Below are 24,047 nucleotides of genomic sequence, written 5' to 3' on the forward strand. Positions count from 1 at the left end.
AGATGTATCCTTCTATCCCCTATTCTATACCCATACAAGATTTTCCAAATCATCTTCAAAGCGATAAACTAAAAGCATTTATAGGATGGGATGGTTTAGTTATTTTTGATGAAAGTACTGATATTTTAGATACACTTAAAAATTATGCTTTTCAATACCAATGCTATGCCGAAGCTTGCGGAAGATGTACTCCAGGAAAATATGGAGGAAAAGTCCTATATGAACTTTTGGACAAAATCCAAAAAAATCCCCAATCTTCACAAACAGATATACAACATTTAGAAAAAGTATGCGAGTTAATGATTGCAACAAGCAAATGTGAGATTGGCAAAACAACCCCCAAACCAATATTGCAAATATTAAAATCCAAAAAAGAGATTTTTACCACATCTTCAATACAAGGTAAAAAACAACATTATATTTCTAAAATAACTGCACCATGCACAGATGCTTGTCCTTCACATGTCAATATACCTGGCTATATAGAAGGTGTCCGAGATATGCTTTTTAAAGAATCTCTGATTGCCACAAGAGGATCAATGCCCTTGGCACAAGTCTGTGGTAGGGTTTGTCCACATCCTTGCGAAAGTGCTTGTCGACGATCTATTCTTGATGAACCTATAAGTATTATGGAACTCAAACGTGTCGGGGCAGATTACGAATACGATATGCAACTTCCTTATCAACATCCAAAAGCTCCTGATAAAATTCATTCTGAATCTAAAATAGCTATCATTGGAGCTGGACCTGCTGGTTTGAGTGCTGCTTATTATTTGGCTCTAGAAGGCATTAATACTGATGTTTATGAAGCTTTACCTGTTCTTGGTGGAGAGGTTGCTGTAGGTGTTCCAGACTATAGGATGCCTATCTCTCATTACAATCATGATATTGATATGCTTAAAAAACTAGGTGTAAGATTCCACACTTCAAGCCCAATGGATGAAAAATCAATGCTAGAACTTGAAAAATCTACACAAGCCATCATCCTTGCTACTGGTGCAAGGATATCTAAAAAACTAGGTGTTGTAGATGAAAATCCCAAATTAAAAGGTTATTTCCCTGCCATCTCTTTTATGGATAAAGTCAATTTAGCTCAAAAATTCAACATAGGCAGCCTACCTGATTTAAAAGGAAAGAATATTGTTTGTGTTGGAGGGGGATTTACTTCTATGGATGTTGTAAGGTGTGCAATAAGACTAGGAGCAAAATCTGTAACTATGCTTTACCGTAGAGATGAAGCCTCCATCATTAACAATACTTCAAAAGAAGAATATCACGAAAGCCTTGAAGAAGGTGTAAAATTTAAATTCTTAAGTGCTATTGACCGCATTAATTCTGAAAACAACCAAATCACTTCAGTGCAAGTAATAAACTTTGAACTCAAAAAAACTCCTTCTTCCCCAAAAGGAGAATTGATAAGAATTGATAAACCACCCTTAGAAATTGAATGTGATATTCTAATTCCAGCAGTTTCTCAAATCCCTGATTTTTCATATCTTCCAAAAAATTGGGGAATAGAACTAACCAAATGGGGGACTCTACAAACAGAAACAGGGACTTTTCACACAAATAAAAAAGGAGTTTTTGGTTGTGGGGATTGCGTGAGTGGACCGCTTACTATTGTAAATGCTGTCGGACAAGGTAAAAGAGTAGCAAGTGTCATAAAACGCTATTTACAAACTGGTAAAATCTCACTAAACGATGATGAAAAAATGGAGGATTATCTACATACTTTTGGCGTATTCAATCGTGATGAAACTATTCAAGGCTGGATAAAAGGAGTAAAACGATCTGAAAGTGAAAAAATATTGCCTGAAGATAGGAAAAATAATTTTTCCGAGGTAAATCTTGGATTTTCCAATCAAGAAGCTATCAATGAAGCACAAAGATGTATGCGATGTTACTATATAGCAATGGCAGTAATATAATGGAAATTTATATCAATAGCCAAAAATTTTCTTTCAATCCAGGTGAAAGCATCCTTGAAATAGCTAGAAAAAATAATGTCTATATACCTACTTTATGTCATTTACCAAAACTCTTGCCTGTAGGAGCTTGTCGGATGTGTGTTGTTGAAGAAGAAGGTGGCAATATTATTGCCTCTTGCAAAAGTCCAGCTATACATGGGAGTAAAATCTATACCCATACATCGAAAATACAACAATATCGCCAAGAAATAATGAAATTCCTATCCATAAACCATCCATTGGAATGTGGGGTATGCGATAAAAGTGGTGAATGTGAGCTGCAAGATAAAGTACTTGAGACAAAAATTCCTTTTCAGAGCTTTGGAGCAAAACAAAGGCAAGATGATTTTATTTCTTTCAAAAATAAAATTTATGATGAAAGTCTTTGTATTATGTGTGAACGTTGTGCAAGAGTCTGCAACCAAATCGTAGGTAATAACTATTTACAAGTTGTTGCTGGAGGATATAATTCCAAAATAGGTATTAATGAAGAAAATTATTGTGAAGATTGTGATGAATGTGTGAGTGTATGCCCTACAGGTGCTATGATATCTCAAAGATTTCAATATAATTCAAATGCTTGGGAATTACAAAAAATCTCTAGCACTTGCACAAATTGCTCACTTGGTTGCTATATAATTTATGAAACAAAAAATACACATAAAACCGAACATATCAGCAAAAATAAAAAAATTTATAGAAGCAATACACAAATGGAATTTGCACAACTTTGTCATTCTGGAAGGCATAATTTTATTAATTTTCCAGTTTGGCAAAAAAATCATCCAGCTTTTGAATCTGCTATCAAAGCATTCAAAAATGCTATTGCGATAAGGATAGGGCTCCAAACAACTAATGAAGAAGCTTATATTATAAATTACCTCAAAAATCAACTTGGACTCAAACTATATTGTGAAGATGCAAGGGTATATCAAAATTTTGTTACAACTTTAAAATCCATTTCAAATAAACCTATTTTTGATACAAAAAATACCCTCAAAAACGCTGATATGTGCTTGAGTTTAGGTAGTTATATATTTGATGAAATGCCTGTATTAAAAAGTCAAATTGCTCAAGCTATCAATTCACAAAAAATGAAATATATCTACCTACACCCCATCGTTGATGATCGTTTAAAAAAACACTCCCATATCCAATATGAAGTCAATACAGAATTAGGAGTTGTTGCCCTAATGATGGCAAATTTTCTAAAAGATTTGCATCTCAATGAAGAAATCGCAGATTTTATACAAAACCTTGATATTGGATATCTAAGTTCAGAATCCAATATCAGCGAAGAAGAGCTTCAAAACCTTACTGAAATATTTAAAAAATCAAAAAATCCCATTCTGTTTGTAGGTCATGAGCTTTTCTATCATTCTCATTGTGAAGATATTGCTTATATGCTAGGATTGATAGAACAATATACACCCTTAAAAATCATCATTTTATCACCTGGAGGAAATGCAACAGGCATTTCTTTAATCTGTAATCTAGATACTGATAACCATAACAATACAAATGTTATTGGATATAGAACAAATGGCGAATTTATACTCAATGAACTTTCTGAAGAGATTATCTATGAAGAAAATATAAATTTTGCCCCAAAAATTGATATGATTCTTCCCTCTTTGACGCAACTTGAAGGAACTATTGTCAATACAGATTATCAATTAATGCCTATTTTTGCTTCCTTGCCTTATGAATCTTATGATTTATGTGATATTGCCCAGCATTTTGGACTTAAAGAAACTTTTTTGATAGAGTTTACACATAAACTCCCTCCAGAAAAGGGGTTTAAAAGTATTGATTATGACTCATTGTCTAATTATTTTGAAAAAAATGGAGAAGAAATCAGAGGATATAAGTTAGAACAAAAATCTTTTATCGCAAAAAATACCAAAAAAATCAAGACTATTGATTTCCTTCCTGAATCTAATGGTTCAATTTTATTCACTCCAAAACCTTCTGGGAATTTTTTGAATTTTGATTCTCCAAAAATCATAGGTTCCAAACAATTTGCAATCGCCAATAAAATCCATTCTCATCAAAAAGTATCCTTTAATCTCAATGGTCAAAATTTTAGCTGTGATTTTGTTGAACAAGAATACTTCAAAGGCATGATTGCAGTTTTTGATAGTGGAAAATATTCTATTTCAAAACAAAAATATCCTTATGAAAAAATCACCCTAAATAATGGAGTGAAAAATGATTAAGATTAAAATAGATAATCATCAATTAGAATGTGAAGAAGGACAAACTATCCTTGAAGTAGCCAGGAAAAATAATATTTATATCCCTGCTATTTGTTATTTGACAGGATGTTCACCAACAGTAGCTTGCAAAATGTGTATGTCAGAAATGGATGGAAAACGTATCTATAGCTGCAATACAAAAGTCAAAAATAATTCTGAAATTTTTACTCAAACTCCAGAAATAGTTTCTGAACGAAAAGCAATCATGCAAACATATGATGTGAATCACCCCTTAGAATGTGGAGTATGCGATAAAAGCGGTGAATGTGAACTACAGGATATGACCTTAAGGATGCAAGTAGAAACTCAACCTTTTAGAATTCAAGATGATGCAAAAAAGCCTGGATTTTGGGCTCAAGCAATATATGATCCTGATCTGTGTATTTTATGTGAACGATGCGTTACTACTTGTAAAGACAATATTGGAGAAAATAATTTAAAAGCCATTAAGACAGATTTACATTCTCCTGATTCATTTAAAGACAATATGCCCAAAGATCCTTATACAGTCTGGAGTAGAAAACAAAAAGCCTTGATTGGTTTTATTGGAGAAAGTCCTTGTCTTGATTGTGGTGAATGTATATCAGTATGTCCAGTAGGAGCACTTGGTTATAAAGACTTTAGCTATAAAGCAAATGCTTGGGAATTACAAAAAATAAATTCAACTTGCCCACATTGCCCTGCAGGATGCCTCATTACTTATGAAGTCAGGCACAAAGATATCACAGGAGAAAATCAAAAAATTTACCGTATCAGTAATAATTTCAATCACAATCCAATCTGTGGAACAGGTAGATTTGCATTTGATATCGCTTCAAGCAAAGAGGGTAGTAAAAATTTATTTGAAGCAATCAGTATTTTCAAAAATGCAAAAGCTGTGCGAATTGGAGGTGATGTTACAAATGAGGAAGCATATTTGATAGAAAATTTACGTCGAAAAATTGGATTCAAACTTTATTGCGAAGAAACAAAACATTTTAAAGATTTTATAAATATCCTCTCTCAAAAACAAATTATAAATCTTTCAGATGTAAAAAAATCTGATCTTATCATTACAATAGGCTCAAGCCTCAAAACTGAAAATCCTCTCTTGCGATATGCAATCAACAATACTTTAAAACTGAATAAAAATACTTCCTTAATTTATGCACACCCTATTAAAGATATGCTAATAGAAAAGCTTACTAAAAATATATTAAGTATTCAATATTCGCCAAAAGGTGATGAAATCATGCTTGCTGCTATATTAATGGCACTTGAACTCAATCCTGAAGATTCTCTAAAAGAAATATATGACACAAAAATAGATATCCAAAAAACCATCACCAAAGAAATCAAAAAAATTATCCCTCAAGAAGAAGGACAACCACCCAAAGAAATCATTGAAAAAATTAACGAAACTATTAGTTTGCCTTATTATAAAATCCTTCAAGACATAGGTATAACATATGAAATTTATGAAAAAATTGTATTTTTACTAAAGGCTGCAAATTATCCTATTTTAGTCATTGGACAAGATATTTACAAACACCAAAATGCTAAAAATATCGCAACCCTACTAAAATACCTTGAAGAAAATACCCATATAAAAATCATCCTTATACCTCCTGAAACTAACTCTGTAGGTATTTCTTTGATTTGTAATTTAGATGAAGATAATGGGGAATTAAAAAATACCATTGGTATCCGCTCAATTGGAGAATATATAATGGATTCTGATAAAATCAACTCAAAAAATAAGCAAAAACAAAAAGTTAATTTTATCCTACCTGCAATCAATCAATTAGAAGGTACGCTAACAAATTTTGAATATAAACTACTACCTCTTAAACCTGCACTTCCATACAATGGCTATGATTTGAGTGATATTGGACAAGCTTTTGGTTTTAAGGCAGAAAGTCTTATTGATTATACTCATCTTTTACCAAAAAAAGCTGGTTATAAGAATATTAAATATGATTTTTTAAGAAATTTTTATACAAATAGCGGGGAAGACAAACGTGGCTATCAAATAGAACCTGATAAAAATCCATCATCATACCCTATAAGCATCATAAAATCTATCATACCCCAAACCTTTAATGCTTATCTAAAATACCCACAAGCACACTTTTCAGATACCACAGCTCAAAGTGAAAATTTACAAACAAAGATAGGCATATACACTTCTAAAAATAACTTAGAAACTCTTAATTTAAAACAAGGTGATTTGATTTGTCTTGAAAAAGATAACCATTGCATTGAAGGTAATATCTATATTGATTATGATTTAGAGCAAGATATTTTTATCATTTCTCCTTGTTTAGATAGATCGGGTCTTTTTAGACAAAATATTTTTCAAAATCTAACACTAAAGGAATGCAAATGAGTGCATTTATCGTAGAAACATTGATTAAAATCTTAATTTTAGTTTTAGTTTTTTCATTTTTAGGCGGATTTGCAACTTACATCGAAAGAAAAATATTAGCATTTTTTCAACGTAGACTTGGACCAAGTTATGTAGGACCTTGGGGGCTATTTCAAGTTATCGCAGATGGTATTAAACTTTTTAGCAAAGAAGATATTCTACCACAAAATGCCAATAAGATTATTTTTACCATTGCTCCAGTTATCGCCATGATGAGTGCTTTTGTTTCAATGGCTCCTATTCCATTTTTTGGAAATTTTATGATTTTTGGCTATGAAATCAGACCTATTATTTCAGATATCAACATTGGTTTATTATTTTTTTTAGCTATGGGTTCTGTTGGTATTTACGCCCCTTTACTTGCAGGGCTATCATCTTCAAGCAAATATTCTTTAATCGGAGCAGCAAGAGCTGCTATACAACTTTTAAGCTTTGAAGTTGTGAGTACATTAACTATTCTGGCTCCTTTAATGATTGTAGGCTCTTTATCTCTAGTTGAGATTAATAATTATCAATCTGGAGGGATTTTAAATTGGTTGGTTTTCAAACAACCTTTAGCATTTTTACTTTTCCTGATAGCAAGTTATGCAGAACTGAATCGAACCCCCTTTGATCTCCTTGAACACGAAGCTGAAATAGTTGCTGGTTATGCTACTGAATACAGTGGGTTAAAATGGGGGATGTTCTTCCTGGCTGAATATGCACATTTATTTGCATTTTGTTTTGTTATCTCTCTTATTTTCTTTGGGGGATTTAATCCCTTATGGATTATACCTGGAGGGATTGCTATAATATTAAAAGTTTGTTTTTTTGTATTTTTATCAATGTGGGCAAGAGCAACATTTCCACATGTAAGACCTGATCAATTGATGTATATGTGTTGGAAAATTATGATGCCATTGGCATTATTAAATATTTTAATCACAAGCATTGCTATTTTGTTATAGGAGGACAAACATGTCAAAACAACATTACAAATGGATACAAACAAGCCAACCTAAAGCTTCCATACCTGAAAAATTCTTTAAATCTGTAAAAACTACTTGCGGGATGGATCTTTTTAAAGGACTTGCTCTTACCTTTAAAGAATTTTTTAGTAAAAAAGTTACTATCCATTATCCACTAGAAATCCTTCCATTAAGCCCAAGATATAGAGCTGTACACAATCTACAACGTTTACTTGAATCTGGCGAGGAAAGATGTATTGGCTGTGGATTGTGTGAAAAAATATGCACCAGTAATTGTATACGCATCATAACACATAAAGGCGAGGATGGGAGAAAAAAAATTGACAGTTATACAATCAATTTAGGTCGTTGCATCTATTGTGGATTGTGTGCAGAAGTATGTCCAGAACTGGCTATTGTTATGGGGAATAGATTCGAAAATGCAAGCGAGCAGAGGGCACATTTTGGCATCAAAGAAGATTTTCTAAAAAATATTGATGATGCAAAAAATTATTCGCAAATTGAATTTCAAGGTTTTGGTTCACCAAGTATTGATGCTGATAAAAAAATTAAAAAAACCCCTTTGGATTATTAGGAGTATCTATGTTTGAGACAATTGCTTTTTATATATTTGCGATTTTGAGTTTATCAATGTTTTTAATAGCAGTAACGACCAAAAACATTTTATATGCTATTACAGCTCTTGCAAGTGGAATGATACTCATTTCAGCATTTTTCTTTTTATTGGGAGCTGAATTTTTAGGAGTAACACAAATTGCAGTTTATGCTGGAGCTGTCATTGTAATGTATGCATTTGGAATGATGTTTTTTGATAGCTCACAAGATGTAGTTGAACGTTCCCATTCCAAAAAACTTGTTTACATATTAGTGTTTGGGATTGTCATTATTCTTGTGCTAATTTTAGGGGCTCCTATTGTAAGTCAAAATCTATCAAAAATACAAATTGATACCGCTACAGCTATGACAAATAAAATAAGCAATATTGAACTCATTGGATATATTTTGTTCACAAAATACCTCATTCCGTTTGAAGTTGCCGCTGTAATGCTTCTAGCTGCTATGATAGGTGGGATTGCAACAGGATTAAGAAAAATCGAATTTCCATCACAAGAACCCATAAAGGAAATCCTATGATAAGCTTGGGTCATTATTTAATACTTTGTGCATTGATGTTTTGTATTGGTCTATTTGGTATGCTAAAACGTAAAAATATTTTAATGCTATTTTTTTCAACAGAAATAATGCTTAATGCACTTAATATCGGTTTTGTAGCTATTGGAAATTTTATAGGCGATATGAATGGGCAAATTTTTGCTCTTTTTATCATCGCAATAGCAGCAAGTGAAGTAGCCATTGGACTTGGATTAGTGATTATGTGGTTTAAGAAATACAAAACTCTTGACATTGATCATTTAAATACAATGAAGGATTAAAAATGTATTTCTTATCTGACAAAGCCTATATCTTTCTTCTATGTTTGGTTATTTTCTCTCCATTGTTTGGGGCTATATATGCAGGTTTTTATGGAAATAAAGAAAAATCTTTTCATGTTGGTATTTTAAATTCTTTTTTTATCTTTTTATCCTTTATAGCCAGTGTGATATTATTCATAAGTGCCACAAATGGAGTCAAATTTGAAATCAGCCTAATAGACTGGCTAAGTTTAGGAGATTTTCAAACCGAATTTTCTTTTATGCTAGACCCTATTAGTGCTACAATGATTTTAGTCGTCAGCCTTGTTTCACTTTTGGTTCATATTTATTCAATTGGATATATGGAAAAAGATAAAGGCTATAACCGATATTTTAGCTATCTTTCTGGATTTGTTTTTTCAATGATGGTGCTAGTAACTAGTGATAATTTTTTAGGGTTATTTATAGGATGGGAAGGAGTGGGGCTATGTTCTTATCTGCTCATTGGTTTTTGGTATGAGAGAGAAAGTGCTAACAAAGCCTCTATTGAAGCTTTTGTAATGAATAGAATTGCAGATTTAGCTATGCTACTTGGAATTATTATGATTTATTGGGTATTTGGCACGCTCAAATACCAAGAAGTCTTTGATATTATCACTTCTATAGATATTCCAATTCCCTATTTAAGCACAATTGGTATCTTATTGTTCATAGGTGCTATGGGCAAATCAGCTCAATTTCCACTGCATACTTGGCTCGCAAATGCAATGGAAGGTCCTACGCCAGTTTCAGCACTTATCCACGCTGCAACAATGGTAACAGCAGGTGTATATTTAATCATCCGTTCAAATCCAATCTATGATGCAATTCCCAATATTGGATATTTTATCGCCTGTCTTGGTGCATTTGTGGCAATCTTTGGAGCAAGTATGGCATTAGTGAACACAGACCTTAAAAGAATCATTGCATATTCTACATTATCACAGCTTGGTTATATGTTTGTCGCAGCAGGGATTGGGGCTTATTGGATTGCATTGTTCCATTTATTTACTCATGCATTTTTTAAATCACTCCTATTTTTAGGAGCTGGTAATATAATGCATGCAATGGAAGACAAACTTGATATTACAAAAATGGGTGCCCTTTTCAAACCTCTCAAATTAAGTGCAATTTTTATGATCATTGCTTCTGCAGCACTTTCAGGTATTTATCCTTTTGCTGGTTTTTTTTCAAAAGATAAAATATTGGAAATAAGCTTTGGTTCTCAACATTATTTTTTATGGTTCATATTATTGATCGGAGCTGCTATGACAGCATTTTATAGTTTCAGACTCATAATGCTTGTATTTTTTGGACCACAAAAACACACAATCAAACATCCCCATGAAGCAAAATCTTTTATGTTATGGAGTATGTTTCCATTATCTATATTAGCCATAATTACAGGATTTTTTGAAAAAAATTTCTCTTATTTCATTGCTCAAAGTATTCCAAATTTAAAACAATTCCACGCACCTATCTTATTGTTAATTTTCATCACAAGCTTTATCGTTATTCTATCGATTTTGTATGCTATATATCGTTATTATAATGGATTTAAAGAGACAAAATCCGGATTTTTATATCAAATCCTTGCCAATCAATACTATATTCCTCAGCTTTATAAAAAATTCCTAATAATTCCTTTTATTAATATTTCAAATTTTCTATGGAAATACATTGAAATAAAAATTATTGATGCAACTGTCGATAGCATCGGTAAACTATTGATATTGCTAAGTAAAATATTTCGCTCTATTCAAAATGGAAACATCACGAGCTCTCTACATTTGATGAGTTTTGGCATTTTTATGATGCTTTTATTCGCAATCATTGGACTTTGGAGGTAAATCATGGACTATTTGCTTAGTATTATTATTTTTTTTCCGGCTCTAGCTTCCATTTTTATCTTCATGATGGATAATAATGTTGCCAAACCATACGGAATCACCATTAGCCTGATTGAATTTATTTTAGTGATGGTTTTATGGATGGGTTTTGATTACTCAAATCCAAATATGCAATTTGAAAATACTTTTGCTCTCATCACAACTTATGGTATTAATTATCATATAGGCATTGATGGGATTTCACTCTTTTTATTGATCCTGAATGCTTTTATCATCTTTTTAGGAACCATTTATCTCAATCAGCCCAATGATAAAAATCATCTAGTTGTTTGCTTATTGCTTCTTGAAAGTATTTTAATGGGAGTGTTTTCTTCCTTAAATATGGTGTTATTTTATATATTTTGGGAAATTTCACTCATACCTATCTTATATATGATAGGGGCTTGGGGAACTGGAGAAAAAATATATGCAGCATTAAAATTCTTTTTATACACATTTACATCATCAGTAATTATGTTTATTGGCATACTATATTTTGCTTACCTATTTTTTATAACGACAGGAAAATGGAGTTTTGATGTTTTAGATTGGTATACCCTTACATTGCCATTTGATATTCAAATTTGGTTATTTTTGGCTTTCTTTGTAAGTATTGCAGTTAAGATCCCTATATTTCCTTTCCATACTTGGCTACCACATGCCTATGGAGATGCCCCAACATTAGGATCAGTAATCCTTTCAGCCGTATTACTAAAAATGGGTACTTATGCCCTGATTAGATTTTCATTGCCATTTTTTCCAGATGCAAGCTTTGCACTTGTAGTTCCCATAGCTATTTTGGCATTATTTATGGTCATTTATGGAGGGATGCTTGCATTTGCCCAAACTGATATGAAACAAGTTATTGCTTATAGTTCAATATCACACATGGGTGTTGCAGTAATAGGAACATTTGCGCTCAATCTTGAAGGTCTTGGAGGATCAATCTTCACAATGTTTGGGCATGGGATTATTAGTGGAGCTCTATTTATGCTAGTAGGGATGATTTATCATAGAAAAAAAACAAGACAAATTTCAGAATTTGGAGGGTTAGCTCAAATAATGCCTAAGTATGCGACAATGTTTGGTATAGTAATGATGGCAAATGTTGGCTTACCACTTACCATAGGCTTTATTGGTGAATTTTTTAGCTTGCTGGGATTTTTTAAGTCTCATCCTATTTTAACTCTATTGGCTGGAACAAGCATTATATTATCTGCGATTTATATGCTCATTTTATACAAAAAAGTATTTTTAGGTTCGATCCAAAATATAAAAAACCTCACACTCAAAGACCTTTGCCCCAGAGAAATGACTGTAATGATTTCTTTTGTTGTTGTGATTATATTTTTTGGAATCTATCCTAAGCCTATTTTAATCCCTATTCAAAATAGCACTCAACAATTATTACAAATTATGAATGATAGGGCAATCAAAGAAAATACAAAAATCCATCTGCAAAACTCTTTAAACAAACAAAAAACTGCTCTTGATACATTACATATACAAAAACTACTCAAAGAGGTGCAATATGCTTGATACTCTTAATCTTTCTTTTGGGGATTTGAAACTGCATACAGTTTTTCCTATGTTTATTGTTATTTTTGGAGGGCTTTGTATATTAGCAGTCAATGCTTTCACACTCAAGTTTTCTCGTAGCCTCAATGTAGCTTTGTGTATGCTCTTTATTGCGATTGACTTAGCATTTATCTTAGGGCTTAGGGATTTTGATTCTGGTTTTTTTGGCTTAATAACTCTTGATGGAGTCTCTATATTGACTCAAATCATTATATTAATAGGGAGTTTATTTTTTATATTTTTAGCAATCTCAAAAAAACGTTATGCAGAATTTCAAACTCCTGAATTTTATCCTTTATATTTATTTATGACTGCAGGTTTTCAGTTTATGGTTTCAAGTGATAATCTCATTTTAATCCTACTTGGTCTTGAAATAGCTTCACTATCACTCTGTGTACTTATTGCTTTCAATGATGAAAATACAGGTATTGAAGCAGCTATGAAATATTTTGTGATGGGTGTTTTAGCAAGTGCCTTTTATATAATAGGTGCAATGTTTTTCTATCTTTCTACAGGTAGTATTGAAATGCACAATATCATTGCTTCAATCTATAAAAACAATTTTGAACCGACTATTTTATTGGTGATTGGTTTTATATTCATGGTTGGAGCCATCGGATTTAAAATATCACTTGTACCTTTCCATACTTGGATGCCTGATGTTTATGAAGGGAGTAACCCTGTACTTGCTGGATATATTTCAATCATCCCAAAAATAGCAGGCTTTGCAATAGCTATAAGGATATTTGATATTTTTATCAAATCAGAAATCACTTGGATAGAAAACTTGCTTTACATTTTGATAATCATCACAATCACCTTGCCTAATATCATGGCTTTAATACAAGAAGATATTAAAAGAATGCTGTCTTTTAGTTCCATTTCTCACTCTGGTTTTGCCTTAGCTTGTATTTTTATCAATACAACACAAAGTCAAAATGCAATGTTTTTGTATTGGTTTTTATTCCTCATAACAAATATAGGTGCATTCAGTATCCTCTGGCTTTCAAAAAACAAACAAAAATTATGGCATCCTCGCTACGATCATCCTTATTCAAAATTTCAAGGGTTGGTAAGGATTTCTCCATTAATGGCAATTTTATTAGCTATTTTTATGCTCAGTCTCGCAGGCATACCCCCATTTGCAGTTTTTTGGGGTAAAATGTTTGCAGTGAGTTCAGCTATCAATGCTGGATATATTTGGCTAGCTATTACAATGATGTTAAATAGTGCTATTGCTGCATATTATTATCTAAAACTCATTGTTTTTATGTTTCTTAAAAAACCTATTATTGGAACGCAGAACTCTGAAATTTATTTAGAAAATTCAACCTATTCTATCAAAGGAGTTATTGGAATTGTTGCTATAATTTGCTGCTTATCTATTTTTGTGGTCCAATTTTTGCTTGATATTACTTCAAAATATATCACCAATAATATTTATTGATCTTTTTTGGAGAAATCTTTGATCCACTTAAAAACTTTTCTATTCTTAGCTGTGTTTTCAAATCTTTTGTCCTCTCTTGAAATCACACTCAATTATGGAAAAGAAAATTCAAAAAATTTCTCAGTACTCAATATAAAAAATCCTCAACCTTTTGCGTGTAAAACAATTTTTGGTCACACTGATATTGAAAATAGAACCATTGAATGTATCATTGATGCTGTTCCAAAAGAAGGTTTTATACCAGTAAAAACAACATTTTTTGAGTTTTACTATCAAATGATAAAAGGAAAATTTCATCTTTATATCAAACCCAAAAAAAAACAAAAGCTTTTTGCTGTCCCTCTAGATCTCAAAAAAAATATACAAATCACACGAGAAAAACCTTCTTTATCTAAATCCTGGCAAATCATAGGATTTGAAGATCAAATACCCTTTTTGTCAAATCAAAAACCAAAAGGTTTAAACTTCCCTATCCTCATTGAAAATGCCCAAACCCCTTATATACCAGAACTTGATATAAACAATGAGCCTCTAAATTACTCAAAAGGTTTTGATTCTAACAGTTACATGAAAATAAAATCTCTTATGGAAAAAAAAGATTATTATCAAGCATTAAACACCATCAATGAAACACTCAAGCAATTTCCCGATACTATATTTAAAAAAGATCTCTATCTCTATCAACTCATAGCACTATCAAAAATCAATAAAAATCAACAAGATGCTATTATAGAAATTGGTCTTAGCTGGATCAAACAATACCCTAACGATACATCAGTTCCACAAGTTTTATATCTATTAGGGAATGCTTATACCGGTATCAGATATTATTCAGAATCACAATACTATTATAAAAGAATCATTCAAGAATACCCTAAAAATAGGTATGCTCCTCTTGCTAAAATGCAGTTAGCTATTCAACTAACAAATACCGGAAACATTGGATCAGCTGCAGTTTATTTCCAAGAAGCCTATACACAAGCCAAAGATATTGAAAGTGCTAGCATTATTGCACTCAATTGGGCAACATTTGAAATAAAAAAGCAAAATATTTCAAATGCTAAAGAATTGATTGATAAAATCTTGCAAGCCAATCCACAATTTTTCACACAAGAACCTACAAGAACCTACAAAATTATGGATTTCCTGAAAAAAAATAAACTTTATAAAACTACTGCTGATATAGGAGAGTATGTATCAAAGCACACAACAAACACACAAATTCAAGAACAAATCAAATATGATTTAGGAGTTTTGTATCAAAAAGCTAAAGAATTTGACAAAGCCCACATTGCGAATCTAAATTACCTCAAAGACTACCCTACAAACCCTAAAGCAAAATCTGTTAAAGCAAGAGATGATTCTATACTTTTTGAGATCAGTGGTAGCAATGAAGAAAAAATCCAACGTTATGACTATATCATCAAAAAATACCCCAACACTGAAGAAAGTCAAAAAGCCTTTCAATTAAAAGCACAAATATTTTTAGATGAGAAAAAATACAAAGAAGTCCTCGATATGAGAAAAGATCTTAAAGAAAATTCTCCCATAGTCCAACTTGCTATCAATAAACTCATCAAATCCTACTTGGAAAAAAATGATTGCAAAAATGCTAATATTTACCTGCTGCAAACTTCAGAATACCAACTTGATGACAATCAAAAACTACAAGCTTTTGATTGTCTCTATGATGCCTCTTTAAACAAAAAGGCTCAAAGTATTGCCAAAGGAATGGCATTAAATGCAAAAAATAATATTGATAAAAAACTTGCATGGCTTTATAGAGATGCCAAAAACTCTTATCAGCTTGGGGATTACAAAACATCTATTTTGGCTGCAAGAGATGCTCTTTCTATGTCGACTTCAACTAAAAAATCACAATATTACGATGTTGGCTTTACATTATTCTTTGACCTTGTAAATATCAATAATAAAAATGAAGCCCTAAAATTATCTTCAACATTAGAAAAATTATTTAAAAATGACAAAAGAATGATCAAAGTCTATGCAACTTTACTTGAATGGCAAAAAAAAGATAAAAATCAAACCACCATACAAATATATGCTCAAAATATTATCAATCTTCAAGATAAATATAAAACCGATGAATTTACACCTTACACAGAATTTGAACTAATCAATGCCCTCATCCAGACCCATAAACTCATGCAAGCATTATTTGAAGTTGATGCCCTATTAGACAAAAAAATCACTCAAGAACAAATTCAAAAAGCCTTCTATACGAAAGGCTCTATACAGAATCTTCAAAATAATACCAAAGAAGCAAAAGATTCATTTCAAAAATGTATAAATATCCCAATAAATTCTGCTTGGAAAAATCTATGCACTCAAGCACTTGATTTACTTGAAAAACAATAAGGAAGTATCTAATGATTGATATGAGTATTTTTAGAGAATATGACATCAGAGGAATTTATGATAAAAATCTCACAAAAGATATTGTTTTTGGCATCGGGGTTTTATTGGGAGAAAAAATCAAAAAAAATGGAGGAAAAGATATTTGTATCGGTTACGATGCTAGAATCCATTCGCCTATAATCTATGAATGGATAAAAGAAGGGTTAAGTTCAAAGGGAATAAAAATCTATAATATTGGATTAGTACCTACTCCTATAGCTTATTTTACCACTTGCAATACCATAGATTCGATCACTTCACCTAATTCTATAATGATTACAGGTTCACACAATCCACCTCAATATAATGGATTCAAAATAACCATTAATGCTAAACCTTTCTATGGCAAAGAAATAAAAGAATTAGGAAATGAGCTTTTAAATCATCCTATTATCTATACATGCTCTCTTAGCAAAGACTACCACATTAATGCACTCGAAACTTATAAAGACTATTTAGTCAAACACTTTTCGTCTCTCAAAAATTTCCCTTATAAAATTATTTTAGATTATGGTAATGGGGTTGGTGCTATTGGAATGGAAGATATTTTGGATCAATTAAACATTCAACACTATTCTTTATTCGCCGAGCCTAATGGAAATTTTCCCAATCATCATCCTGATCCAAGCGAAGAAAAAAACTTATCTGATATTAAAAAACATATGAAACAACACGACATTTCTATTGGTTTAGCATTTGATGGAGATGCTGACAGGATTGCTTTATTAAGCACTAATCACATCTATAAAGGGGATGAATTAGCCATCCTTTTTGCCAAAAACTTAAAAAAATCCAATATCGATCCTCTTGTGATAGGGGAAGTCAAATGTTCCCAAATTATGTATGATGAAATAAATAAAATAGGTAAAAGCGTGATGTATAAAACAGGACATAGCAATCTTAAAGTCAAACTCAAAGAACTCAATGCCCATTTAGGAGCAGAAATGAGTGGGCATATGTTCTTCAATGATCGTTATTTTGGCTATGATGATGCTATTTATGCAGGACTAAGAGCATTAGAATTATTTTTAAGCCATACTCCTGAGCAAATAGAATCTATTATCAATAACCTTCCAAGAATGTATTCAACATCTGAAGAAAAAATCCCTGCAACAGAAGAAAATAAATTCCTTATTATTGAAGAACTTTATCAATTCCTAAAAAATCCCTCTGAAGATTTCCCCAAAATAATTGATATCATAACCATTGACGGTCTTAGGATAATTTTTAAAGAAGGTTGGGCTCTTGTGAGAGCAAGCAATACTACCCCTGTTTTGGTTACCAGATTTGAAGCTCAAAACCAAGAAAAAACAAATCACTACAAACAAAAACTCCTAGGTGTAATTGAACATATCAAAAAAAATATTTAAAAATTTTGAGGAATTTTAAATTATAATAATTAAAATCTAAATAAAGCTAGGCAATGAAAATAGGTATCATTAACTACAATATGGGAAATCTGGCTAATGTTAAAAATGCTTTTGAAACTATTGGCATAAAAACTATCATTGAGAATAACCCTTCAAATATTCCAAATTATGACAAACTTATTTTACCAGGCGTAGGAGCCTTTGGAGATGCAATATTGAATCTACAAACAACTGGCATGAAAGAAGCTTTGATAGAACACATAAAAAAAGGTAAATATATACTTGGTATATGCTTAGGGATGCAACTGCTTTTTGAAAAAAGTAAAGAATTTGGTGAACATAGTGGTCTTGAATTGATGCAAGGTGAAATCATTAAATTTGAAACAAAAACTTTAAGTATCCCTCATACAGGCTGGAATCAATGTCATTTTACATCAATGGGTATCCAACATCCTTTGGTAAAAAATATTCAAGATAAAACATATTTGTACTTTGTCCATAGCTATCATGCTACTTCAATAAATCCAACAAATCTAGTTGCACAATGTTTCTATGGAGAAAAATTCCCCGCCATCGTAGCTAAAGAAAATATATTAGGGATACAAGCACATCCAGAGAAATCACATCAAAATGGTCTTAAAATTTTAAGTAATTTTGCTGCACTCTAAAATCTATTTAATGTGTTACTTTTTTTAGCATTTTTATATTTTAAAAAATAACTAAAATTAAAAAACAATATCTTAAAATTATTTTTATGGAATAATCTAGCATTCAATCAAACACAACTTCAACAAAGGAAAATTGTTTATGTCATTACAAATCCTCACGACCAAACAAAAAATCACTTCTATGATTGCAGCCTCCTCGGGCAATTTAGTTGAATGGTATGATTTTTATATCTATGCCTTCACTGCTCATTATTTTGCCCATCAATTCTCAAATTCAAATAACCCGACCATAGAGCTTATATCTGCATTTGGTGTGTTTGCATTAGGTTTTTTAATGCGTCCTATTGGGAGTTGGCTATTTGGATCTCTTGCTGATAAAATTGGACGAAAAAAATCAATGGTCTATTCTATTATCTTAATGGCATTTGGTTCATTTTTAATTGCAATTTTACCTACAAAAAATACAGTTGGAGATGCTGCGATCATCTTTTTATTGATTGCTAGATTGATACAAGGATTGAGCGTAGGTGGAGAATATGGAATCGCAGCAACTTATCTTTCAGAATTAGGAAGTAAGGGAAATAGAGGATTTTACTCTTCTTTTCAATATGTTACACTCATTGGAGGACAATTACTTGCAGTTTTTTCATCTGTGATTATTGAAATATTTTATACCCAAGAAGAACTAGGTGATTATGCTTGGAGAATTCTTTTTGTGATCGGTGGAATTTTGGCATTATTATCACTATTTGCTAGAAAAAATATGCATGACAGCACTCAAAACTTGAATCAATATAAAAATAGAGGAAGCCTTAAAGAACTTTTCAAATACAAAAAATCTTTTATGATGGTACTTGGTTTCACAGCAGCAGGCTCACTTTGTTTTTATACTTTCACTACATACACCAAAACCTTCATGATAAATACAGCTGGTTTTTCATCTCAAACCTCTAATTATATTATGCTTGCAGCACTTTTTTGTTATATGATTCTCCAACCAATTTTTGGAGCATTTGGAGACAAAATAGGACGTAAGAATTCATTAATCATCTTCTCAATATTTGGAATAATCTTTACTTATCCGATTTTAAATATGCTTGCACACACGCAAAATCCTTCTATAGCTTTTGGTATCATCACATTCTCATTACTCATTTTGAGTTTTTATACTTCTGTGGCAGGTATCATAAAAGCTGAACTTTTCCCAATCCAAGTCAGAGCACTTGGCACAGGACTCTCTTATGCCATAGCCAATACAGTATTTGGGGGAACAGCACCCTATTTTGCCCTCCAATTTAAAAACTATGGTTTTGAAAATATGTTTTTTGTTTATATTATTATTATGCTGATAATTTGCCTCGTAGTCAGTTGCTTATTGCCGAAAAAAACCCAATTAAATTAAAAATTATTTTAAAAATAAAATTTTCCTGATTTCTCCCCTATCATAGCGATAGGGTTATATTTTGAACTCACATATCCAAACGTAATACGTGATATTTAAATTGCTACCAACTGACCTTTTTTTAATTTCACAATATTGTCTTTGATTTTCCTAATTTGAAAACTTTTTTCTTCAAAACCAAGATGATTTTCTAAACGAATCTGTTTGAGTCGATTCTCATAGTATTTTAATATTAAGACTAAAAGCTCTTTTTCAAATCCATCCTCACATACTAACAAACTATCATCAAGAGCAATCCCAATCAATATACTATCTTCAAAATCCCCTCTACATAAAGCATTAAATTCTTTATTCCTATAACAAAATACACTCTCATCAATATACTCAATCGCGATATCCAATAAATTCCTATCCTCTAAAATATATTTGATAATTAGGCTTTCAAGCTTATCATAAGGATTTTTAGAGATATTAATTGAAGTATCTCTTACAAAACTATTTTTATAACTCCCTTTATATTTTGGGACAATGAGGTTTAAAGGGATCTTCAAAATATCTGCAACAAATCCTCTATATTCTTCTTGCAATAACGGAGAAAGACTATGTAAAAAATCTGCAGATTCTTTAAGGGCAATTTCTTTTTGAAGAGGATCACTCAGATTATATTTTTGTCCAATTTGAGCGAATACAAATTCAATAAAAGGGACTGGTGAAGCAAAAAGATTTTCTAACTCATCTATCTTTTTTTGCACCACCATATCTGCTGGATCAAGTCCTCCATTAAAAATCACTACTCCTCCTGCCTTACCTGCTTTTGACAACAATATTGATGCCTTGAATGCTGCGTTAATGCCAGCCTTATCGCCATCATAGCTAAGAATAATTTTAGGCTCTCCTTTATTAAGCAAGGGCAAATGATCTTGTGTCAAAGCGGTACCAAGCGTTGCTACTGCAGTACTAAAACCTGCTTGATGCAACATGATGACATCCAAATAACCTTCAGTAACAATGATTTGTTGTGTTTTATAAATAGATTCTTTGGCAATATGATAGCCATAAAGCAATTTTGATTTATTAAATTGTCTGGTTTGAGGAGAATTAATATATTTGGCAAAACCCTCTTTAAGGGTTCGACCTCCAAAACCAACAACCTTACCATTTGGAGAATATATAGGGAATAAAATCCTTTCAGAAAATCTTGCATAAGTGCGTGCATTATCCTCACCAATTATACCCAAAGCAACCAATTCTTTAAAATCAAATCCATTTTCTTGAGCAAACCTTATGGTCTCAAAACTAGGACCACAAAACCCAAGTGCAAATTTTTCAATAGAAGCTTCACTCACTCCTCTTTGTAGTAAATAATCTCTATAATAAGGTGTCTCTATCAACCTTCTTTGATAAAATAAAGAAATACTTTCTAAAATTTTAGAATCATCTTTTTTAACAATCTGACTCCCTTCATACTCCAAAGAAAAATTAAACATCCCTGCAATTTTCTCAACAGCTTCAACAAAATCAATTTTCTCATATTCCATCACAAACTTTATAGCATCGCCACCAACGCCACATCCATAACAATGATAAAGTCCTTTTGTCCTATTAACAATAAAGCTAGGTGTTTTTTCATCATGAAAAGGGCAACACGCATTAAAATTACTACCTGATTTTTTAAGTTCAATATATGAATCAATAATTTCAACAATATCAATAACTTGTTTTAAGCCTTCTATTGAGGCTTGAGCAATCATTCATTTCCTTTAATTTTTATCTTATTTTATTATCTTCACCCTTAAAAATATATCTCAATAAATGCTAACTTATTTAAAAGCTATATGATATAAACATATTAATATTTAGTCTTGTAGACTAATATTTTTTGATATATTTATCATAAATATATTGACTCGTTTAACAAAATCCATTATAATTATGGCACTTAAATTTTTTAAGTGCTAATTTTTCAAAATAAATTAAACTTGAAAACAAGGAGAAAACAATGAAATTCAAACCACTCGGCGAAAGAATTTTAGTTGAAAGACTAGAAGAAGAAAGCAAAACAAGTTCAGGAATAATTATCCCTGATAACGCAAAAGAAAAACCGCTTATGGGCAAAGTAAAAGCTATAAGCAAAAAAGTTGCTGATGAATGTAAATGTATTTCAGAAGGCGATACTATTGTTTTTGGTAAATACAAAGGTAGTGAAATCAAATTAGATAACCAAGAATATATTGTCCTAGATTTAGAAGATGTATTGGGCATCTTGAGCAAATAAGAAAAAACATTTAAAATTAAGGAGTTAAAAATGGCAAATAAAGAAATTAAATTTTCAGATTCTGCAAGGAATAAACTTTATGAAGGTGTCAAACAACTAAATGACGCGGTTAAAGTTACCATGGGTCCAAGAGGTAGAAATGTTTTAATTCAAAAAAGCTATGGTGCACCTGCTATCACAAAAGATGGCGTAAGTGTAGCTAAAGAGATTGAATTGGCAGATCCTATTGCAAATATGGGTGCTCAACTAGTAAAAGAAGTAGCAAGTAAAACTGCTGATGCTGCTGGAGATGGAACTACAACAGCTACTGTGTTAGCTTATAGTATTTTCAAAGAAGGTTTACGAAATATCACTGCTGGAGCCAACCCTATTGAAGTTAAAAAAGGAATGGACAAAGCAAGTGAAGCCATCATCACAGAACTCAAAAAAGCAAGCAAAAAAATAGGTGGCAAAAGTGACATTGCACAAGTTGCCACTATTTCTGCAAATTCTGATGAAAAAATTGGTGCACTTATTGCAGAAGCAATGGAAAAAGTTGGTAAAGATGGTGTCATTACTGTAGAAGAAGCTAAAGGTATTAATGATGAACTGAGTGTAGTAGAAGGAATGCAATTTGACAGAGGATACCTTTCACCATATTTTGTAACTAATGCAGACAAAATGACTACACAACTTGAAAATGCTTACATCCTTTTGACAGATAAAAAAATATCAAGCATGAAAGATATACTCCCATTGCTTGAAGCAACAATGAAAGGTGGTAAGCCTTTACTCATTATTGCAGAAGATATAGAAGGTGAAGCTCTCACTACTCTAGTCGTAAATAAACTCAGAGGTGTATTAAATGTAGCAGCTGTAAAAGCTCCTGGTTTTGGCGATAGAAGAAAAGAAATGCTTAAAGATATTGCAACTTTAACAGGTGGTCAAGTTATTTCTGAAGAATTGGGCAAAACTCTTGAAAATGCTGAAATTAGTGATTTAGGGCAAGCCGCTAGGATTGTCATAGACAAAGATAATACAACTATCGTAGATGGAAAAGGTAGTAGCAAAGAAGTAAAAGATAGGATTGCTCAAATCAAAACCCAAATTGAATCCACTACAAGTGATTATGATAAAGAAAAACTTCAAGAAAGATTGGCAAAACTCAGTGGTGGTGTTGCTGTAATAAAAGTTGGCGCAGCTTCTGAAGTAGAAATGAAAGAAAAAAAAGATAGAGTTGATGATGCACTTTCTGCAACAAAAGCAGCTGTTGAAGAAGGTATTGTTATTGGTGGTGGTGCAGCCCTTATCCGTGCAGCACAAAAAGTCAACCTAAAACTCAAAGATGATGAGCTTATTGGTTATGAGATTATAAAACGAGCCATAAAAGCTCCACTTGCACAAATTGCAGCTAATGCTGGTTATGATTCAGGTGTAGTTGTCAATGAAGTTGAAAAAAGCAAAGAATCTTTTGGTTTCAATGCAAGCAATGGCGAGTATGTTGATATGTTCAAAGAAGGCATCATTGATCCTCTAAAAGTGGCTAGAGTTGCTCTTCAGAATGCAGTATCAGTATCAAGCTTATTATTAACAACAGAAGCGACTATCAACGAAATCAAAGAAGATAAACCTGCACCTATGCCTGATATGGGAGGTATGGGCGGTATGGGAGGAATGGGCGGTATGATGTAATACCCCTCGCCTCAGATTTATTATCCTATATTTCAAATGAGCTTCCTGATCAAAGGTAGCTCTTTAATATTTCTAAATTTTAAAGCTTCATCTTATCTCATAAATCTTATATTAATTTTACTATCTAGTTTGTTTAAGGATAAAAATATCTTTGAAATTTTTATTAAAAAGGCCAATCTATAGTCCTATGATGTTATCAAAACTAATGCAAAGGAAAAATTTTTACAAAATATATTCTCCATATTTAATTTATATCTCTACAGGGAAGTTTTGCTATG

Annotated in this window: 16 protein-coding genes and 1 pseudogene; 16 read left to right on the forward strand and 1 reads right to left on the reverse strand. The window is 31.8% G+C overall.

The genetic code is table 11. The features are described 5' to 3' along the window. The first annotated feature begins 2 nt into the window (after positions 1-2). The 14 genes from BKH44_RS07045 to BKH44_RS07110 all read left to right on the forward strand — a co-directional run bounded on the left by BKH44_RS07045 (position 3) and on the right by BKH44_RS07110 (position 19,823). Positions 3-1,928: an FAD-dependent oxidoreductase gene (locus tag BKH44_RS07045; protein ID WP_095271730.1), complete on the forward strand. Its 1,926-nt coding sequence runs from the start codon at positions 3-5 to the stop codon at positions 1,926-1,928. Continuing rightward, positions 1,898-4,186, forward strand: a complete 2,289-nt coding sequence (locus tag BKH44_RS07050; protein WP_180674142.1) for a molybdopterin-dependent oxidoreductase — start codon at positions 1,898-1,900, stop codon at positions 4,184-4,186. The genes BKH44_RS07045 and BKH44_RS07050 overlap by 31 nt, the downstream gene beginning before the upstream one ends. Continuing rightward, positions 4,179-6,593, forward strand: a complete 2,415-nt coding sequence (locus tag BKH44_RS07055) for an NADH-quinone oxidoreductase subunit G (protein WP_095271733.1) — start codon at positions 4,179-4,181, stop codon at positions 6,591-6,593. Before BKH44_RS07050 ends, BKH44_RS07055 begins: the two co-directional genes overlap by 8 nt. Continuing rightward, positions 6,590-7,579 (forward strand): NADH-quinone oxidoreductase subunit NuoH, encoded by a 990-nt coding sequence (gene nuoH / locus BKH44_RS07060; RefSeq protein WP_095271736.1) that lies wholly within the window; start codon positions 6,590-6,592, stop codon positions 7,577-7,579. Before BKH44_RS07055 ends, nuoH begins: the two co-directional genes overlap by 4 nt. Before the next feature lie 10 nt (positions 7,580-7,589). Continuing rightward, the gene (gene nuoI / locus BKH44_RS07065; protein WP_095271738.1) at positions 7,590-8,174 is read left to right on the forward strand and encodes an NADH-quinone oxidoreductase subunit NuoI; all 585 of its coding nucleotides are present in this window, start codon (positions 7,590-7,592) and stop codon (positions 8,172-8,174) included. 8 nt (positions 8,175-8,182) lie between these two features. After that, positions 8,183-8,734, forward strand: a complete 552-nt coding sequence (locus BKH44_RS07070; protein WP_095271741.1) for an NADH-quinone oxidoreductase subunit J — start codon at positions 8,183-8,185, stop codon at positions 8,732-8,734. Further along, the gene (nuoK, locus tag BKH44_RS07075) at positions 8,731-9,033 is read left to right on the forward strand and encodes an NADH-quinone oxidoreductase subunit NuoK (protein WP_095271743.1); all 303 of its coding nucleotides are present in this window, start codon (positions 8,731-8,733) and stop codon (positions 9,031-9,033) included. The genes BKH44_RS07070 and nuoK overlap by 4 nt, the downstream gene beginning before the upstream one ends. Before the next feature lie 2 nt (positions 9,034-9,035). Further along, positions 9,036-10,901 (forward strand): NADH-quinone oxidoreductase subunit L, encoded by a 1,866-nt coding sequence (nuoL, locus tag BKH44_RS07080; protein ID WP_095271746.1) that lies wholly within the window; start codon positions 9,036-9,038, stop codon positions 10,899-10,901. 3 nt (positions 10,902-10,904) lie between these two features. Continuing rightward, on the forward strand, positions 10,905-12,479 hold the full coding sequence (locus tag BKH44_RS07085; RefSeq protein ID WP_095271748.1) for an NADH-quinone oxidoreductase subunit M: 1,575 nt from the start codon (positions 10,905-10,907) through the stop codon (positions 12,477-12,479). Then, the gene (gene nuoN / locus BKH44_RS07090; RefSeq protein ID WP_095271751.1) at positions 12,472-13,965 is read left to right on the forward strand and encodes an NADH-quinone oxidoreductase subunit NuoN; all 1,494 of its coding nucleotides are present in this window, start codon (positions 12,472-12,474) and stop codon (positions 13,963-13,965) included. The genes BKH44_RS07085 and nuoN overlap by 8 nt, the downstream gene beginning before the upstream one ends. 18 nt (positions 13,966-13,983) lie before the next feature. After that, complete coding sequence (locus BKH44_RS07095) at positions 13,984-16,344, forward strand: tetratricopeptide repeat protein (protein ID WP_095271754.1); 2,361 nt, start codon at positions 13,984-13,986, stop codon at positions 16,342-16,344. 11 nt (positions 16,345-16,355) lie between these two features. Beyond that, entirely contained in the window at positions 16,356-17,753 is a 1,398-nt protein-coding gene (locus BKH44_RS07100; RefSeq protein WP_257842620.1) for a phosphomannomutase/phosphoglucomutase, read from the forward strand. A gap of 53 nt (positions 17,754-17,806) precedes the next feature. After that, positions 17,807-18,421: an imidazole glycerol phosphate synthase subunit HisH gene (gene hisH, locus BKH44_RS07105; protein WP_095271756.1), complete on the forward strand. Its 615-nt coding sequence runs from the start codon at positions 17,807-17,809 to the stop codon at positions 18,419-18,421. Positions 18,422-18,560: 139 nt separating this feature from the next. Then, a complete protein-coding gene (locus tag BKH44_RS07110) occupies positions 18,561-19,823 on the forward strand; it encodes an MFS transporter (RefSeq protein ID WP_095271759.1) in 1,263 nt (420 codons plus the stop codon). Positions 19,824-19,918: 95 nt separating this feature from the next. On the opposite strand, the gene dnaG is transcribed toward BKH44_RS07110, so the two are convergent. Further along, positions 19,919-21,574 (reverse strand): DNA primase, encoded by a 1,656-nt coding sequence (dnaG, locus tag BKH44_RS07115; protein WP_095271761.1) that lies wholly within the window; start codon positions 21,572-21,574, stop codon positions 19,919-19,921. Positions 21,575-21,822: 248 nt separating this feature from the next. Between dnaG and groES the strand changes: the two are divergent. Next, positions 21,823-22,092, forward strand: a pseudogene (gene groES / locus BKH44_RS07120) (co-chaperone GroES); the annotation flags it as partial. Between the two features lie 36 nt (positions 22,093-22,128). Beyond that, a complete protein-coding gene (gene groL, locus BKH44_RS07125) occupies positions 22,129-23,769 on the forward strand; it encodes a chaperonin GroEL (RefSeq protein ID WP_095271767.1) in 1,641 nt (546 codons plus the stop codon). Positions 23,770-24,047 lie beyond the last annotated feature (278 nt).

Source organism: Helicobacter sp. 13S00477-4, assembly GCF_002272785.1.
In the GTDB taxonomy this organism is placed as follows: Bacteria; Campylobacterota; Campylobacteria; order Campylobacterales; family Helicobacteraceae; genus Helicobacter_J.

What these genes read in the sequence shown, in the direction of transcription:
- BKH44_RS07110 (WP_095271759.1), top strand. Translation starts at nt 18,561, where the DNA reads ATGTCATTACAAATCCTCACGACCAAACAAAAAATCACTTCTATGATT.
- nuoN (WP_095271751.1), top strand. Translation starts at nt 12,472, where the DNA reads ATGCTTGATACTCTTAATCTTTCTTTTGGGGATTTGAAACTGCATACA.
- groL (WP_095271767.1), top strand. Translation starts at nt 22,129, where the DNA reads ATGGCAAATAAAGAAATTAAATTTTCAGATTCTGCAAGGAATAAACTT.
- BKH44_RS07055 (WP_095271733.1), top strand. Translation starts at nt 4,179, where the DNA reads ATGATTAAGATTAAAATAGATAATCATCAATTAGAATGTGAAGAAGGA.
- BKH44_RS07100 (WP_257842620.1), top strand. Translation starts at nt 16,356, where the DNA reads ATGATTGATATGAGTATTTTTAGAGAATATGACATCAGAGGAATTTAT.
- BKH44_RS07085 (WP_095271748.1), top strand. Translation starts at nt 10,905, where the DNA reads ATGGACTATTTGCTTAGTATTATTATTTTTTTTCCGGCTCTAGCTTCC.
- nuoI (WP_095271738.1), top strand. Translation starts at nt 7,590, where the DNA reads ATGTCAAAACAACATTACAAATGGATACAAACAAGCCAACCTAAAGCT.
- nuoL (WP_095271746.1), top strand. Translation starts at nt 9,036, where the DNA reads ATGTATTTCTTATCTGACAAAGCCTATATCTTTCTTCTATGTTTGGTT.
- BKH44_RS07050 (WP_180674142.1), top strand. Translation starts at nt 1,898, where the DNA reads ATGTTACTATATAGCAATGGCAGTAATATAATGGAAATTTATATCAAT.
- hisH (WP_095271756.1), top strand. Translation starts at nt 17,807, where the DNA reads ATGAAAATAGGTATCATTAACTACAATATGGGAAATCTGGCTAATGTT.
- dnaG (WP_095271761.1), bottom strand. Translation starts at nt 21,574, where the DNA reads ATGATTGCTCAAGCCTCAATAGAAGGCTTAAAACAAGTTATTGATATT.
- BKH44_RS07045 (WP_095271730.1), top strand. Translation starts at nt 3, where the DNA reads ATGTATCCTTCTATCCCCTATTCTATACCCATACAAGATTTTCCAAAT.
- nuoH (WP_095271736.1), top strand. Translation starts at nt 6,590, where the DNA reads ATGAGTGCATTTATCGTAGAAACATTGATTAAAATCTTAATTTTAGTT.
- BKH44_RS07070 (WP_095271741.1), top strand. Translation starts at nt 8,183, where the DNA reads ATGTTTGAGACAATTGCTTTTTATATATTTGCGATTTTGAGTTTATCA.
- nuoK (WP_095271743.1), top strand. Translation starts at nt 8,731, where the DNA reads ATGATAAGCTTGGGTCATTATTTAATACTTTGTGCATTGATGTTTTGT.